Raw genomic sequence first — 13,960 nt, forward strand, 5'->3', positions numbered from 1 at the left:
CGTTGGGGAGGGGTGTCCCACGGATGGAGATACGGGGATACTGCGGGTGCAACAAGTGCGAATATGATCGGAATGCGCCCGTTCAAATCTTTTTTGCGACGGTTTTGTCCACTATCGGAAACAAACGCTAAAACGCTACGAGATGGCTGGAACCTTGTGGTTCATTGTGCTTTGAGCGTCAAAAGCGGCCTATTTCGGGAGTTGAAATGCATTTTGTGACCCTTATCGCGAACCCGACCGTGCGCCCATTGGATGCCGCGCTGGTAACAGCGCTGCGCGATGCGTGGGGCGGTGGGGAGGCGACTTGGCTCAGCCCTGATGAAGTGGCGGAGTTTACGATTCCGGCCTTGGCAGAGAATGCGGAAACGGTGTGGAGTGACTTGCAGGTGCAAGGTGTGGATCTGGTCATTCGCCCTGATGAGCCGCGCCGCAAGCGGATGCTGTTGGCTGATATGGACAGCACGATGATACAGCAGGAGTGCATCGACGAGTTGGCGGATGAAGCAGGCGTTGGGCCGCGTGTGGCCGACATCACAGCGCGGGCGATGAACGGTGAGTTGGATTTTGAAGGTGCGCTGATAGAGCGGGTGGGATTGCTGCGGGATCTGGACGAGGCGGTGATTGGCAAGGTTCTGGAAAGTCGCATCACCTTTATGCCGGGTGGGCGGGAACTGGTGCAGACGATGAAGGCCAATGGCGCTTATGCCGCGCTGGTTTCAGGGGGCTTCACCGGTTTCACGGCGCGTGTAGCCGAGGCGCTGGGCTTTGACGAAAACCGCGCGAATACCTTGCTTGCCGAGGATGGTAGGCTGACGGGGGATGTCGCTCGGCCGATCTTGGGGCGTGAAGCCAAGGTGCAGGCGCTGGAAGAAATTACCAGCCTTTTGGGGATTTCTGAGGCCGACGTGCTGGCAGTGGGCGACGGGGCCAATGACCTTGGGATGATCCAGCGGGCGGGGACAGGTGTTGCACTGCATGCGAAACCGTCGGTGCAGGCTGAGGCAAAAATTCGTATCAACCACGGCGATCTGACGGCGCTGCTGTTCATTCAGGGCTATGCGCGGAGTGAGTTTGTTACCTGATGTCGTCTATCGCAGCGCGTTGGCGGCACGAATCTCCCCCGCCAACAGGCCGCGACGTGACAAGATCGGGACATCGAGCCATCGGTGCGTAATCGGGTGATCGTAGGCCAGCACTCCGAGCCGCACGAGCAGGGCGGCAATCGCGCATTGGCTTGCAGTTTCCGAACCATCGGTAATTTTTAGCGCGATGCCGATCTTCCTCTCGGGTAGGATCGCGATGTAGACTCCATCCGCACCGAACTTAAGCACGGCCTGCCCGCCAGTGGCGCGGGCGAGTTCTGTGCAAGGGCTGCCTTCCCCTGCGACGAGTTCCGGATAGCTGCGCATTGCGCGGGTCAGTCGCGCGGCAGCACGCTCGCGGGAAGAACCAGCGTCGCGGGCGGCGGCGAAACTGGCCATGGCGCGAGCCAATGCGTGGGTTGTGGTGGCGAAATTGGGGGCGGAGCAGCCGTCAATGCCGGTTCCAAGGATATTGTGCTGCGTGACCTCTTCAAAGGTTCGTTTGAACGCTTGCTGAACTGGATGGTCCAGCGCCACATAATCAGCACCGGCGCCGATATGTTTGCCGAGCGTCAGGAAACCTGCATGTTTGCCAGAGCAGGTGTTATGGATCTGGCAGGGGGTTTCACTGTTACGGATCATTTGGTGGCGGGTTTCACGCTCGCGCACTGTTTGCGGACCGCAGAGGAGATCCGGCTCGCCAAGCCCGAGATCGGAGAGCCAGCGGCTGACTTTATCTGTATGGACCGGCGCGCCGTCATGCGACGCGCAGGCGAGCGCCAGATGAGCGTCAGTTAAATTATAGGCGTCTGCGGCACCGCTTTCGACCAAGGGCAGGGCTTGGATCATCTTGCAAGAGGAGCGGGGATAGAAGACGGCCTGAGGGTCGCCCCAGCTTTCCATGATGTCTCCGTTGCCGTCGCAGATGACAGCGTGGCCCATGTGCAGACATTCGAGAACGTCGCCGCGCCAGCGTTCGACCAGTGGTGATCCGAGCGAGTGCAAAAGATTTCCTCCGAATAATGTCCTAATCCGCGCGATCTTGCGCCGAGGGGCTTTTCCATTTGAGCGGAATTTTGCTATGAGTTGGCCTATCGAGTTGAAAGCGATCCCGCCAGTGTAAAAAGTACAGCAAAATTGCTGCATGCTGGGACAATTGAGGCAAAAACAGCTTGGAGGCTGTAAGATGATTTCAGGAATTCGAACCACTATGATCGCCTTGGCTGCAATTGGCGCGGCGAGCGCTGCTATTGCACAAGAAGAAACAGACAACCGGGTCGCCGCCGAGGCGGATTGGGGCGTGTTCGTGAGCAGTGATCCGTTGGAGTGCCTTGCGGTTTCACGACCCGAAGAGATGGTGAACACCCGCAATGGCGAAGTCGTCGAAGTGCGGCGGGGTGAAACGCGGCTCTTCGTCTTTTACCGTCCTGGCGCGGATGTGAATGGTCAGGTAGCCTTTACGGGTGGGTATCCGTTTGCGGGTAACTCCACCGTCGAGATGGAAGTTGATGGCAAAACCTTTGAGCTGTTTGTCGAGGGTGAATGGGCTTGGCCGGCACCTGAAGATGACGCGCCGATCGTTGCTGCGATGAAGGCAGGCAGCAAGGCTTCGCTTTCTGGGCGGTCTGGACGCGGCACAAACACCAAGGATACATTCTCGCTGATCGGGTTCACCGCAGCGGTTGAAGAAGCGGCGCGGCGCTGTAACTGATCGTCAAGGGCGCGGCGACAACGGATTGGTCCGGTTTCCTTTGAAACCGGACCTTTTTCCTGTAAGGAGCGGCTCTCCGATGAAAGAGACTCAGATGACTGCAACGGCTCCGATAACTCAAGACGTCCTAACGATCCCTCGCAAGCTTCCCGAGGGGCCGCAGAACCTTGTTGGAATGACGCGGGATCAAATGCGCCTCGCCTTGATCGAAGCGGGCACACCTGAAAAGCAGGCGAAGATGCGGGTCAACCAGATCTGGCAATGGATCTACCATTGGGGCGTGCGGGACTTTGCGGCGATGACGAACCTCGCCAAAGATTATCGCGCGATGCTGGCTGAGCGGTTCGTGGTTGCGGTGCCGGAAATGGTGTCGCGCCATGTGAGCGCCGATGGGACGCGCAAATATTTGGTGCGGATATCCGGTGGTCATGAGGTGGAAGTTGTTTATATCCCCGAGACCGACCGCGGGACGCTGTGTATTTCAAGCCAAGTGGGTTGTACGCTGACTTGTTCTTTCTGCCACACCGGCACGCAAAAGCTGGTGCGGAACCTGACGGCGGGAGAGATCATCGGTCAGGTAATGATGGCGCGCGATGATTTGGGCGAATGGCCTGAACCGGGGCAAGGCACGGGGGACAATGGGCCGCGCCGTTTGTCGAATATCGTGCTGATGGGCATGGGTGAGCCGCTTTATAATTTCGAGAACGTGCGCGACGCGATGAAGATTGCGATGGATGGGGAAGGAATTTCCCTTTCGCGCCGTCGGATCACGCTTTCCACCAGCGGCGTTGTGCCGGAGATCGCACGGACTGCCGAGGAAATCGGGTGTCAGCTTGCTGTCTCTTTCCATGCGACCACGGATGAAATCCGGGACAAGCTGGTGCCAATCAACAAGCGGTGGAACATCGAGACGCTGTTGAAGGCACTAAAAGAGTATCCGAAGGTATCGAATTCCGAGCGGATCACGTTTGAATATGTGATGCTGAAAGATGTGAATGATAGCGACGCGGATGCGCGGCGGCTGGTGAAGCTGATCGAAGGGATTCCTGCGAAGATCAACTTGATCCCGTTCAATGAATGGCCCGGCGCGCCTTATGAGCGTTCGGATTGGAGCCGGATCGAGGAATTCGCCGACATTATTTACAAAGCGGGATTTGCCAGCCCGATCCGAACGCCGCGCGGCGAGGATATCATGGCTGCCTGTGGCCAGCTGAAATCCGCGACCGAGCGCGAGCGGAAAAGTCGCCGCCAGATTGAGGCCGAGGCTGGATTGGGCGAGGCCTCTTAACCCGTCTTTGAGGAATTCATCCTAGCAATCGGGTATGAAACATTTTGTACCCGATACCCGCTTGCCAGCAATTCCTATCGACCCCGATCCGAGGGATGAGGGGCTAAAGCGCCATTTGAAGCGGTGTGCGGAGGCGCGGGCGCTCCGCCGTGCTGAGATGCGGATCAAACATCTTGAAAGAAACAGGGCGCTCTCGGCAGCGCAGCGGAGAATGCCGCGTCACGACGATAGCTCTTCTAAAAGCTGACTGATGATTGCAGTTACTGAGTGCGCAACATCAATGTGGATGGGGTTTTCGTTTGGGGATGGTGGTTCGAGCGTGGCAAGCTGGCTGTCGAGAAGGCTGGTCGGCATGAAGTGATTTGCGCGGGCAGTCATCCGGTTTGCGAGGAGATCATATGCGCCATCGAGAAATATGATCCGGATCGGACCAAGACCCGCGCGCAGATGATCGCGATAGGCTCTTTTGAGCGCGGAGCAGCTCAGGACCACTGAAGTACCTTCGTCGATTGCGGCATTGCATGCAGTGATCAACGCATCGAGCCATGGCCAGCGCATGCCGTCCGTTAGGGCGTGACCAGCGGCCATATGCGTGACGTTCTCGGCGGGATGATAATCATCGCCTTCGATGAACGGGACCGCGAGCGCGCTGGCCAGTGCGGAAGCAATTGTGGATTTGCCCGTGCCGGACACACCCATAACGAGGAATACGGTAGGTGCGCTTGTCCGCATCGGCTAGCGCCCCGGGAGAGAGGAGCGTTTTTGCCCAGAACGTTCCCAGCTTCGAATAGCATCCATCGCTTCTTCGGCGGTTTCCACGTAACGGAAGAGTAAGAGATCCTCGTCAGATATTGTTCCGGCATCTGCGAGTGCTTCCCAGTTGATTATCTTTTCCCAGAAGCTGCGCCCGAACAAAAGAAATGGAATCTCTTCCATCCGGCCGGTTTGAATCAAGGTCAGTGTCTCGAACATCTCATCGAGTGTGCCGAAGCCGCCGGGAAAGACGCAGATCGCCTTCGCCCGCATCAGGAAATGCATCTTGCGGATCGCGAAGTAATGGAAATTAAAACATAATTCGGGTGTGACATATTCATTGGGGGCTTGTTCGTGTGGAAGCACGATGTTCAGCCCGATTGACTTTCCGCCCGCTTCCGCGGCGCCACGGCTGCCAGCTTCCATCACGCCGGGGCCGCCTCCGGTGGCAACGACGGTATCCAGTCGCCCGTCCTTTTGACCCTCTTGGGTGATCATGAACGCGAATTTGCGGGCTTCTTCGTAGTAGCGGGAGAGCTGCTTTAGTGTTTCGGTGCGGGCGCTTTGGGCATTTGCCGGATCGGGGATACGGGCGCCACCGAACATGACAACGGTTTGGTTTACGCCTGCTTCGTCCATCGCCAACTCGGGCTTGAGGAGTTCAAGCTGCAAGCGAACAGGGCGCAGCTCTTCGCGGCACATGAAATCGGGATCGGCGAAGGCGAGCCGGTATGATGGCGCGCGGGTCTGCGGTGTGTCGGGGATCTGCCTTGCTGCTTCGCGGTCCTCGTGGCTGTCGCGGAAAGGGTTATGCCGGAACTCGTCGTTCATCTGCCGTTGCCTCGCATTGCGCTGAATGGTGTTTTTAGTCTATAGCCGCCCGAACCCAATGACGACTGCCAATCCGGAGAAATCATGTCAAACGCGCAACTTGAAGCTGCCATCGAAGCCGCGTGGGAAACCCGCGATCAGATCACACCCGCCACAACTGGCGAAACCCGCGAAGCTATTGAGGATACGCTTAATGCCCTCGACAGCGGAAAGCTGCGCGTCGCCGAGCGCCGCGAGACAGGCGAATGGCACGTTAATCAATGGGCCAAGAAGGCCGTTCTGCTTGGTTTCCGTATCAAGGATATGGAGCCACATGAGGGTGGCCCACAGGCCGGTGGCTGGTGGGACAAGGTTGACAGCAAGTTCAAGGGCTGGGGCGAAAATCAGTGGAAAGCCGCCGGTTTCCGTGCAGTTCCTAACTGCGTGGTGCGCAAGTCTGCCTATATCGCGCCGGGCGTTGTCCTGATGCCGTCATTTGTCAATCTGGGCGCCTACGTCGATGAAGGAACGATGGTCGATACATGGGCAACTGTCGGCTCATGTGCCCAGATCGGCAAAAACGTCCATCTTTCGGGCGGTGTTGGCATCGGCGGTGTGCTGGAGCCTATGCAGGCGGGGCCGACGATCATTGAAGATAACTGCTTTATCGGCGCGCGTTCTGAAGTTGTGGAAGGGTGTATCGTTCGGGAAGGCTCTGTTCTTGGCATGGGCGTGTTCATCGGCAAATCCACCAAGATCGTGGACCGCGAAACCGGTGAGGTCATGTACGGCGAGGTGCCGCCATATTCGGTCGTCGTTGCGGGGTCGATGCCGTCCAAGAACAACATCAACCTTTACTGTGCCGTGATCGTAAAGCGCGTGGATGAGAAGACGCGCTCCAAAACTGGCATCAACGAGTTGTTGCGCGACTGAGGTTGTTAGAAAATCAAGCCCCGGCAAAGGGAAATGCCGGGGCTTGAGATCTAGCAGGTGACCCTGCTTTGGGGCGGAAGGCTCGGGTCCTTCCTCGGGGGAACTTAGGCTGCAGCTTGAAAGGTTTCGCTGCCGACCAGCAGTTGCGCTTCATGTGCTTCGAGTACCGGACGCGGCGGAAGGGGCATGCCGGAGACTGTTAGGCCGAGGCGAGACATCAGTGGGTCACCTGCCCATTCGAATGATGTGAGGGCGCTGCTTTCGATCTCAAGGCCATCGGCATAGATGATTTCAGGTGTGTCGAATTCAAGCCGGACGAAGCCGAACGAAGGGGCTTCGGTTGTTTCAATCGAGCGGAAACCGACTAGATCTTCGGCGTTGACGAGTACCTCGCTCTCACCGAAGTAGAGCTCCGCCTGTACGTTGCGCAGTAAAATGCGCTGTGAAGGGGCGACGATGGTTCGGGTATTGTTGCCGATCGCACCTGCAGGGATGGCGATAGCCGTGGAGCCCTGCGGGGCGGCAAAAAATTCGATGTCACGCAACGTCTGTGCGCCGTGATCGCGGGTGATTACCCGATCGCCGGGGCGCAGGTCACGGGCGGCGACACAGCCAGCGAGGGTCAGAATTGTCGATGATGCGGCTACGGCGCAACCGGTAATCGATACAAAGTCACGAGCCATTTGCAGATACTCCCCCCTCAGATCGCCTTGAGATTTAATTTAGAGGAAACGCTCGCCCGAGTCCGTTACCGGAAGGATCGTTTTGGGTTCCTAAGGGTTAATCAAAATATACTTATGGAGTGTATTTGCGCTTAGGCTGTACTTGACGGCATTGAAAAGGACGGGCAGGGCAGGTGCAAAACGGGAGAATGCACATGGCCGAATCCACAAAAAACAAACAACAGGTGTATACTTTGCTCGTTGAGGTTGGGCGCAAGCAAGGGGATGGCCTTCCGGATGGGGCGACCGGCGCGGCATTGATGTGTTACGCAAGTGGTGTTGATGAAGCTGAGGCCGTTCGTGAAACCGTTGCCATTTTGAAGCAGGCGGATTTGGCTCCGTTGGATGTTTCCGGCTACGGGACGTTGGAAGAGCGGCTTGCCGAAGGACATGACATCAATGACGAAGAGCAGGAGCTTATGAAGCGCGCGCTAGAAGAAAACAGTGTGATCGTTGCGCAGATGACCCCCTTCTACGACGACCAAGACGGGGCAGTTCAGTAAGTTACGGCTGGCGCCTCGTATTGGCGGATCGTTCGCCCTGCCATTTTGCGGCGCGGTGGGAAGAGTGCTTGAGGTAGTGTCGAGATTAAGGAGTTGGCCAATGCTTGTTGGCCACCGATCAGGACGCGATAGGGATCAAAGGCTTCAAGCTCGGTACCTGACACGCGCAAGAGGGCGCTACGGTCGAGGACAAGCTGGGCATAGTCCACCAGTAACCGCTTGTTGGCGCGGACGATGGATTTGCCGTCTAGGAGATAGCGTGCTTCAGCGCGCACCTCTTCGTCACCGAAGTTATATTCAACCCGTGAGCCTGTAAGCCGCAATCCTTGAGAGGGCGCGATTAGCAGATCCTCCCGAAGGCCGCGGTAGGGTGCGCGCATCATCAACGGTGCGAATGCGCCACGCGCAGGCAGCTGTTGCTGCCCAATCCAGCGAACGGTGGCGATGTCACCTTCCGCTGTAAAGATCGGATCACCAGCTTTGAGATCAAGAATCCGGCTATGACCGGAGGGAGTTTCGATAATACCCGTCGTGCCGATGGTGGCGATTGGCCCGCAGGGTTCTACAGTGTCAGCGAGCGCTGCAAAGCGGGTGCTGGCCCCTAACTCCAGGGCGGAATGCCTGAAAAGACTTTCAGCGGTGATGATCGCAAGTGGGAAGGGATTGGCGAAGGTTTCTTGCATCAATCTACCGCTTTCCCGACACATCACGGATACAAGTCCCGCTCGGGCGGGAGCATTCCAAACGATTGCAATCGTGAGGGTTTCGCTGACTTTGTCGAAGCCGGTGGCCAGATGTACATGGCGGGTTTCTGTTTCTCGCCGCCAAAAGAGATCCAAATCGCCAGAGGGGGACATCTGTAACGAGAAACTTTCACGCCAAGGCGCCGCAAGGCTGAATTTGGCGATCGGTGAAGCGGTGTTTTCTGGGTCGAAACGGTGTTCGAACAATAATGTTCCGCTGGTCAGAAGCGTATTTGTGGCGTTTGGCCGGCGTGGCTGGGCAGTGCTGTCCAGCCCGCGCACACTGAAAAAGGATGCGAACTCGTCGCTTAGACCAAGCCAAGCCATCATACGCGCCTCCCTGATGCGGGGGCGACCAAAGGTGCAGCAACGGTGCGGGAACCGGTTATTCTGCTCTTCAACTCTGCCTCGTCTGGCGCTTCGGCGCACTTTGATGCTTGTTTATACCCATTTTCACGCAAAAGTTGAGTGATTTTTTCGCTTGCGGGACTGAGTGCAGGCGCGTTGCATCGGGGCGTCTGTGCAGGTAACTCGATGGACAAAGGAGACGCATATGAACAAACCCGTTGATCCCGTTGAGCTTACGGCTGCTTTGGTCCGCTGCCCATCTGTTACGCCGAATGAGGGCGGGGCGCTTGTGCTACTTGAGGCGCTGCTATCGGAAGCTGGCTTTGAGTGCACGCGCGTCGATAGGGGTGGGGTTAGCAACCTCTTCGCACGGTGGGGGCGGAGGGGCGCAAACCGTAGCTTCGGGTTTAATGGCCACACAGATGTCGTGCCCTTGGGCGATGAGGCGGCATGGACGGTGCCGCCCTTCGGCGCAATTATTAAGGACGGCTATCTTTATGGCCGTGGCGCCACTGATATGAAGTCCGGCGTAGCGGCATTCGCTGCTGCCGCGGTGGATTTTGTACGAGAGATGCCACCGGATGGGGCGGTCATCCTCGCGATAACGGGGGATGAAGAGGGTGATGCTATCGACGGGACGACCGCGCTCCTCGACTGGATGGCGGAAAATGGCGAGAGCATGACCGATTGTCTGGTTGGCGAGCCGACTTGCCCTGATGAAATGGGTGACGCCATTAAGATCGGGCGCCGCGGATCGATGACAGCATGGTTTACGGTCACTGGGGAGCAGGGGCACTCCGCCTATCCGCATCGCGCTAACAATCCGCTCCCCGCGATGGCACGATTGATGGACCGGTTGGCAAGCCATCCGCTGGATCAGGGGACAGCGCATTTCGATCCGAGCACTTTGGCAGTGGTGACGATTGATACCGGCAATCCGGCAACGAACGTGATCCCCGCCAGCTGCCGCGCAGCGGTCAACATTCGGTACAATGATCTGCACACCGGAGCGTCGTTGACGGACTGGATGCAAGAGGAAGTCGATCGGGTCGCCGCGGAATTTGCGCTTGATGTTTCAATGCGGGTCAAAATCTCGGGTGAGAGTTTCATTACACCACCCGGTGAACTATCGGAACTGGTGATCAACGCCGTTGAGGCTGAGACAGGACGGCGGCCCGAAGCGTCGACGTCTGGCGGCACGTCGGATGCCCGTTTTGTAAAGTCGCATTGTCCAGTTGTTGAATGCGGCCTTGTGGGCAAGACCATGCATCAGGTCGACGAGCGGGTGAAGGTGGAGCAGATTGCGCAATTGAAGTCGATTTATACGCGCATTCTTAGGGAGTATTTCGCATGAGCGCGTCAAAGATCGTGGTTGAAGTGACCAAAGACCTCGACGCCTGCCTGATGTTGCGGCGCAAGGTCTTCATCGAGGAGCAGGGCGTCTCGGAAGAGGAGGAAATGGACGGGCTTGATGATAGCTCCATCCATTTACTTGCCACAGTAGACGGAAAGCCGATGGGATCCGCGCGGCTGCGCTGCGACGGGCATACTGGCAAGGTGGGGCGTGTTTGCGTGTTGCGCGAGGCGCGGGGTACGGGGCTTGGCGCTGCGGTGATGCGCAAGGCAGAGGAAGTGTTTCGCGGAATTGACGGTATTCGCGAGATGAAGCTCGGTGCGCAGGTGAGCGCGATCGGTTTTTACGATAAGCTCGGGTACACCGCTTACGGGCCCGAGTTCGACGATGCCGGTATCCCCCATGTGATGATGCGGCTGCCGCTCTTTACCGCATGACCTTGGCGCTGGCCCGTGATACGGCAGCACTATGACACGCATTCCTTCCAAAGCCGAAATCCTGCAATGGATTTCCGATAATCCAACCCAAACCGCAAAGCGCGATATTGCCAAGGCATTTGGCATCAAAGGTGCTGCGCGCATTGATCTGAAGCGTGTGCTCAAGGAAATGGAGGAAGAAGGGCTGTTGGCCAAGCGGCGTTCCTCTTACAGGGATGCGGATGAATTGCCGCCCGTTGCGGTGCTTCAGGTGGAAGATGGCGATGCCGATGGCGACCTTTTTGCCCGCCCGTTGGAATGGGGTGGAAAGGGAGCAAGGCCGCGCATTCTGATGATTTTGCGCGAGAGTGACCCATCTCTGGGGCAGAGTGATCGCATTCTGGCGCGGCTGACGAAGGTTGAGGATGAGGATCATGGCTATCAGGGGCGGTTGATCCGGAAAATTGGTGGCGGTCCGCAGCGGAGCCTTGGGATCTTCCGCGCAAGTTCCGAAGGCGGGCGTATCCTACCGATTGATAAGAAAGAGGACCGCCAGTGGGTGGTTCCCGCTGGTGCGGAAGGTGGTGCCAAGGACGGCGAGTTGGTCGAGGTTGAGCAAGTAGGCCCCAAGGGGCGGCTTGGTTTGCCGAAAGCTCGTGTGGCGAACCGGCTCGGCGATCCGACGGCGCCCAAAGCGGTATCGCTGATTGCGATTCATCAACATGGCATCCCTGATCACTTCCCCGAAGAGGTGTTGGCCGAGGCCGACAAGTGCAAACCTGCTGGTTTGAAAAGGCGCGAGGATTTGCGCGATCTGCCCTTTGTGACGATTGATCCGGCCGATGCCCGGGATCGGGACGACGCGGTGCTGGTGCAGCATGATGACGATCCGCGTAATGAGGGTGGCTTTGTCGTTTGGGTCGCGATTGCCGATGTCGCGCATTATGTGCGATTTGGCGGCACGCTGGACCGCGAGGCCCGAAAGCGGGGTAATTCGACGTATTTCCCTGACCGGGTTGTGCCGATGTTGCCGGACAGACTTTCAGGCGATCTGTGTTCGCTTCACGAAGATGTTCCGAGGGCCAGCATTGCCGTCAGGATGCGGATTGATGCCTCTGGCAACAAGATTGATCATCAATTCTTGCGTGGTCTGATCCGGTCGCGGGCGTCGTTGACCTATCAAGAGGTTCAAGCCGGTATGGTCGGTGCGCCAACGGACCGTTTAGCGCCGATGATGGAGCCGGTTATTCGCCCTCTTTTTGCGGCATATGAGGCGCTCAAAAAAGCGCGGAGCCGCCGCCAGCCGCTGGAACTGGATCTGCCTGAACGCAGGATCGAGATTGACGACGCTGGCGTCGTGCAAAGTGTGAATTTCAAAGAGCGGTTAGATGCCCATCGCTTGATCGAAGAGTTCATGGTGTTGGCGAACGTTGCCGCAGCAGAAACATTGATCAAGAAACGGACGCCTTTGCTTTTCAGGGTGCATGAGGAGCCCAACCCCGACAAGCTGGATGCTCTGCGAGAAGTGGTGCAAGCGGCCGGACTTACATTGGCTAAGGGGCAGGTCTTGCACACCAGCCATTTGAATAAACTGTTGCAGCAGGCGGAGGGCACGCCGAATGACGAGCTGATCAACCTGCAAACGCTGCGGTCGATGACGCAGGCTTATTACAGCCCTGAGAACTATGGTCATTTCGGGCTGGCGCTGCGCAATTATGCGCATTTCACCTCACCTATCCGGCGATATTCGGACCTGATTGTGCATCGCGCATTGATCACGGCGCATGGATGGGGCGATGATGGGCTTGCCCCAGAAGAGATCGAGAGACTGGCCGACACTGCCACTCATATCAGCAATACCGAGCGCCGCTCTATGATGGCCGAGCGGGATACGACCGATCGCTATCTCGCGGCGTTCCTCTCTGACAGAGTAGGCACGGAAATGCCTGGCCGCATCAGCGGGATTGCCAGATTTGGCGTGTTTGTGAAGCTCGATGATACCGGCGCGGACGGTATGATCCCGATGCGCAATCTTGGGGATGAGTACTTTCATTTCGATGCTGAAAGCCTGACACTGATCGGCAATTCCAGCGGGACCGTTATTTCAATTGGCCAGCGTGCAACTGTGAAGATCGTGGAGGCCGCGCCGGTGACGGGTGGTCTTATCGTCGAGCTTGTCACGCTGGATGAAAAAGCGATTCCGGCAGGCAGCGCGCGCGGACGCGGGCGGGGCAAGCCAAGGCGGGCGAAGGGTGCGCCGCCTAAGCGCAAGCAGGCAGTTGCCAAGAAGAAAGCGGAGAAGACCGCGCGAAAGGTAAAGCGGACGCGGCGCTAAGGCGCTGTACATTCCCCGCCGGTGGCGCATGTGGCGATGCTATCCAATATTGCGCGCGGCGGGTTTGAGAAAAGCCAGAAAGGGCAGGCCGCGAGCGTGACGCGCCAGCCTTGTTCCGTCACCTCAGCGAAGATGAGGCTGGGTGTTGCGGGTTCTGTCCCTCCACACCAGTTGGCGGCGCATTCGGGGATGAGGGTTATTGGGTGTTCGCTGATAACATGTGTGAAACCGTCCTGCCCAAGGATGCGACCGGAAAACGTTGCGGCCACTGGCTCGGGTGCTTCGACTGGTGCGCCCGACAGGTACGGCGGCATCAGCGCGGCATCAAAATCAAGCGTGCCGTACAGGGCTACATACGGCTCGGGAGCGTCTTGCGCGGCGCGTAGGGTCGCAAGTGGATTAGGGCGGAGACAACTGAGGGCACTGGCCGGAAGTGTTTGGGCCAGAAAGAGCAGCGCCGTCGCCAGCAGCCTGATCAAATCAGATCACCGAATTCGGCGATGACCTTTTCATAAACTGCGCGTTTGAACGGAACGATCGAACCCACGAGCGCGTCCTTTTCGCACCATTTCCAGCGGGAGAATTCGGGGTGTTCTGTGGCGATGTTCACATCGTCATCCGTGCCGTGGAAGTGGAGCAAGAACCATTTTTGTTTTTGTCCGCGAAAGCGCCCATTCCATATCGTGGGCACCACGTCATGCGGCAGGTCATAAGGTATCCAGTCGGCTGTCTCGGCTTCGATGTTGGCGAGATCAGCCGTTACGCCGGTTTCTTCCCATAGCTCGCGCAAGGCTGCGTCGCGTGGGTTTTCGCCTTCGTCGACGCCGCCTTGCGGCATTTGCCATGCGTCGGTGAAGCGATCACGGCGCTGACCGACGAAAATCTGCCCCGCCGCGTTGACGAGCATCACACCCACGCATGGGCGGTAGGGCAGATTGGCAATTTCTTCTGGCGACATTAGG

General features: G+C 57.8%; 15 protein-coding genes. 8 read left to right on the forward strand and 7 right to left on the reverse strand.

Annotated elements, in window-relative coordinates:
* Positions 1-206: 206 nt before the first annotated feature.
* Positions 207-1,082: a phosphoserine phosphatase SerB gene (serB, locus tag AB1E42_RS02120; RefSeq protein ID WP_368345355.1), complete on the forward strand. Its 876-nt coding sequence runs from the start codon at positions 207-209 to the stop codon at positions 1,080-1,082.
* 6 nt (positions 1,083-1,088) lie between these two features.
* Here serB and AB1E42_RS02125 read toward each other — a convergent pair whose 3' ends face one another.
* Positions 1,089-2,024, reverse strand: a complete 936-nt coding sequence (locus AB1E42_RS02125) for an asparaginase (RefSeq protein WP_368346348.1) — start codon at positions 2,022-2,024, stop codon at positions 1,089-1,091.
* Between the two features lie 244 nt (positions 2,025-2,268).
* On the opposite strand from AB1E42_RS02125, the gene AB1E42_RS02130 reads away from it, so the two are divergent.
* Both AB1E42_RS02130 and rlmN read left to right on the forward strand, forming a co-directional pair.
* The gene (locus tag AB1E42_RS02130; RefSeq protein WP_368345356.1) at positions 2,269-2,793 is read left to right on the forward strand and encodes an invasion associated locus B family protein; all 525 of its coding nucleotides are present in this window, start codon (positions 2,269-2,271) and stop codon (positions 2,791-2,793) included.
* 94 nt (positions 2,794-2,887) lie between these two features.
* Positions 2,888-4,081 (forward strand): 23S rRNA (adenine(2503)-C(2))-methyltransferase RlmN, encoded by a 1,194-nt coding sequence (gene rlmN / locus AB1E42_RS02135; RefSeq protein ID WP_368346349.1) that lies wholly within the window; start codon positions 2,888-2,890, stop codon positions 4,079-4,081.
* A 219-nt stretch (positions 4,082-4,300) separates the two neighbouring features.
* On the opposite strand, the gene AB1E42_RS02140 is transcribed toward rlmN, so the two are convergent.
* Together AB1E42_RS02140 and AB1E42_RS02145 are read right to left on the reverse strand one after the other, a co-directional pair.
* Complete coding sequence (locus AB1E42_RS02140; RefSeq protein ID WP_368345357.1) at positions 4,301-4,813, reverse strand: gluconokinase; 513 nt, start codon at positions 4,811-4,813, stop codon at positions 4,301-4,303.
* Positions 4,814-4,816: 3 nt separating this feature from the next.
* Complete coding sequence (locus AB1E42_RS02145; protein WP_368345358.1) at positions 4,817-5,665, reverse strand: TIGR00730 family Rossman fold protein; 849 nt, start codon at positions 5,663-5,665, stop codon at positions 4,817-4,819.
* Positions 5,666-5,749: 84 nt separating this feature from the next.
* Between AB1E42_RS02145 and dapD the strand changes: the two genes are divergently transcribed.
* Positions 5,750-6,577: a 2,3,4,5-tetrahydropyridine-2,6-dicarboxylate N-succinyltransferase gene (dapD, locus tag AB1E42_RS02150; RefSeq protein WP_368345359.1), complete on the forward strand. Its 828-nt coding sequence runs from the start codon at positions 5,750-5,752 to the stop codon at positions 6,575-6,577.
* Between the two features lie 104 nt (positions 6,578-6,681).
* Here dapD and AB1E42_RS02155 read toward each other — a convergent pair whose 3' ends face one another.
* A complete protein-coding gene (locus AB1E42_RS02155) occupies positions 6,682-7,260 on the reverse strand; it encodes a Hint domain-containing protein (protein WP_368345360.1) in 579 nt (192 codons plus the stop codon).
* A 194-nt stretch (positions 7,261-7,454) separates the two neighbouring features.
* On the opposite strand from AB1E42_RS02155, the gene AB1E42_RS02160 reads away from it, so the two are divergent.
* Positions 7,455-7,802 carry a hypothetical protein gene (locus AB1E42_RS02160; protein ID WP_368345361.1) on the forward strand — a complete coding sequence of 116 codons (348 nt, stop codon included), beginning with the start codon at positions 7,455-7,457 and terminating at the stop codon, positions 7,800-7,802.
* Here the strand turns inward: AB1E42_RS02160 and AB1E42_RS02165 are convergent.
* Positions 7,796-8,875 (reverse strand): Hint domain-containing protein, encoded by a 1,080-nt coding sequence (locus AB1E42_RS02165; RefSeq protein ID WP_368345362.1) that lies wholly within the window; start codon positions 8,873-8,875, stop codon positions 7,796-7,798. The two genes, AB1E42_RS02160 and AB1E42_RS02165, sit on opposite strands and share 7 nt — an antisense overlap.
* Before the next feature lie 223 nt (positions 8,876-9,098).
* Between AB1E42_RS02165 and dapE the strand changes: the two genes are divergently transcribed.
* From dapE to rnr, 3 genes are read left to right on the forward strand one after another with little or no spacing between them, the layout of a single operon-like run.
* Positions 9,099-10,247: a succinyl-diaminopimelate desuccinylase gene (dapE, locus tag AB1E42_RS02170; RefSeq protein WP_368345363.1), complete on the forward strand. Its 1,149-nt coding sequence runs from the start codon at positions 9,099-9,101 to the stop codon at positions 10,245-10,247.
* Complete coding sequence (locus tag AB1E42_RS02175; protein ID WP_368345364.1) at positions 10,244-10,684, forward strand: GNAT family N-acetyltransferase; 441 nt, start codon at positions 10,244-10,246, stop codon at positions 10,682-10,684. Before dapE ends, AB1E42_RS02175 begins: the two co-directional genes overlap by 4 nt.
* Before the next feature lie 31 nt (positions 10,685-10,715).
* Entirely contained in the window at positions 10,716-12,998 is a 2,283-nt protein-coding gene (rnr, locus tag AB1E42_RS02180) for a ribonuclease R (RefSeq protein ID WP_368345365.1), read from the forward strand.
* Here rnr and AB1E42_RS02185 read toward each other — a convergent pair.
* Complete coding sequence (locus AB1E42_RS02185; protein WP_368345366.1) at positions 12,995-13,477, reverse strand: hypothetical protein; 483 nt, start codon at positions 13,475-13,477, stop codon at positions 12,995-12,997. The two genes, rnr and AB1E42_RS02185, sit on opposite strands and share 4 nt — an antisense overlap.
* On the reverse strand, positions 13,474-13,956 hold the full coding sequence (locus tag AB1E42_RS02190) for an RNA pyrophosphohydrolase (protein ID WP_368345367.1): 483 nt from the start codon (positions 13,954-13,956) through the stop codon (positions 13,474-13,476). The genes AB1E42_RS02185 and AB1E42_RS02190 overlap by 4 nt, the downstream gene beginning before the upstream one ends.
* Between the last annotated feature and the right edge of the window lie 4 nt (positions 13,957-13,960).

Origin of the sequence: Pelagovum sp. HNIBRBA483, assembly GCF_040931995.1 — a bacterium.
GTDB lineage: Bacteria > Pseudomonadota > Alphaproteobacteria > Rhodobacterales > Rhodobacteraceae > JAEPMR01.

Bases quoted from the DNA above. Each gene is read 5' to 3' on its own strand.
- AB1E42_RS02165 (WP_368345362.1), bottom strand. From the start codon at position 8,875: ATGATGGCTTGGCTTGGTCTAAGCGACGAGTTCGCATCCTTTTTCAGT.
- serB (WP_368345355.1), top strand. From the start codon at position 207: ATGCATTTTGTGACCCTTATCGCGAACCCGACCGTGCGCCCATTGGAT.
- AB1E42_RS02130 (WP_368345356.1), top strand. From the start codon at position 2,269: ATGATTTCAGGAATTCGAACCACTATGATCGCCTTGGCTGCAATTGGC.
- AB1E42_RS02140 (WP_368345357.1), bottom strand. From the start codon at position 4,813: ATGCGGACAAGCGCACCTACCGTATTCCTCGTTATGGGTGTGTCCGGC.
- rlmN (WP_368346349.1), top strand. From the start codon at position 2,888: ATGACTGCAACGGCTCCGATAACTCAAGACGTCCTAACGATCCCTCGC.
- AB1E42_RS02155 (WP_368345360.1), bottom strand. From the start codon at position 7,260: ATGGCTCGTGACTTTGTATCGATTACCGGTTGCGCCGTAGCCGCATCA.
- dapE (WP_368345363.1), top strand. From the start codon at position 9,099: ATGAACAAACCCGTTGATCCCGTTGAGCTTACGGCTGCTTTGGTCCGC.
- AB1E42_RS02175 (WP_368345364.1), top strand. From the start codon at position 10,244: ATGAGCGCGTCAAAGATCGTGGTTGAAGTGACCAAAGACCTCGACGCC.
- dapD (WP_368345359.1), top strand. From the start codon at position 5,750: ATGTCAAACGCGCAACTTGAAGCTGCCATCGAAGCCGCGTGGGAAACC.
- AB1E42_RS02160 (WP_368345361.1), top strand. From the start codon at position 7,455: ATGGCCGAATCCACAAAAAACAAACAACAGGTGTATACTTTGCTCGTT.
- rnr (WP_368345365.1), top strand. From the start codon at position 10,716: ATGACACGCATTCCTTCCAAAGCCGAAATCCTGCAATGGATTTCCGAT.
- AB1E42_RS02190 (WP_368345367.1), bottom strand. From the start codon at position 13,956: ATGTCGCCAGAAGAAATTGCCAATCTGCCCTACCGCCCATGCGTGGGT.
- AB1E42_RS02125 (WP_368346348.1), bottom strand. From the start codon at position 2,024: ATGGGCCACGCTGTCATCTGCGACGGCAACGGAGACATCATGGAAAGC.
- AB1E42_RS02145 (WP_368345358.1), bottom strand. From the start codon at position 5,665: ATGAACGACGAGTTCCGGCATAACCCTTTCCGCGACAGCCACGAGGAC.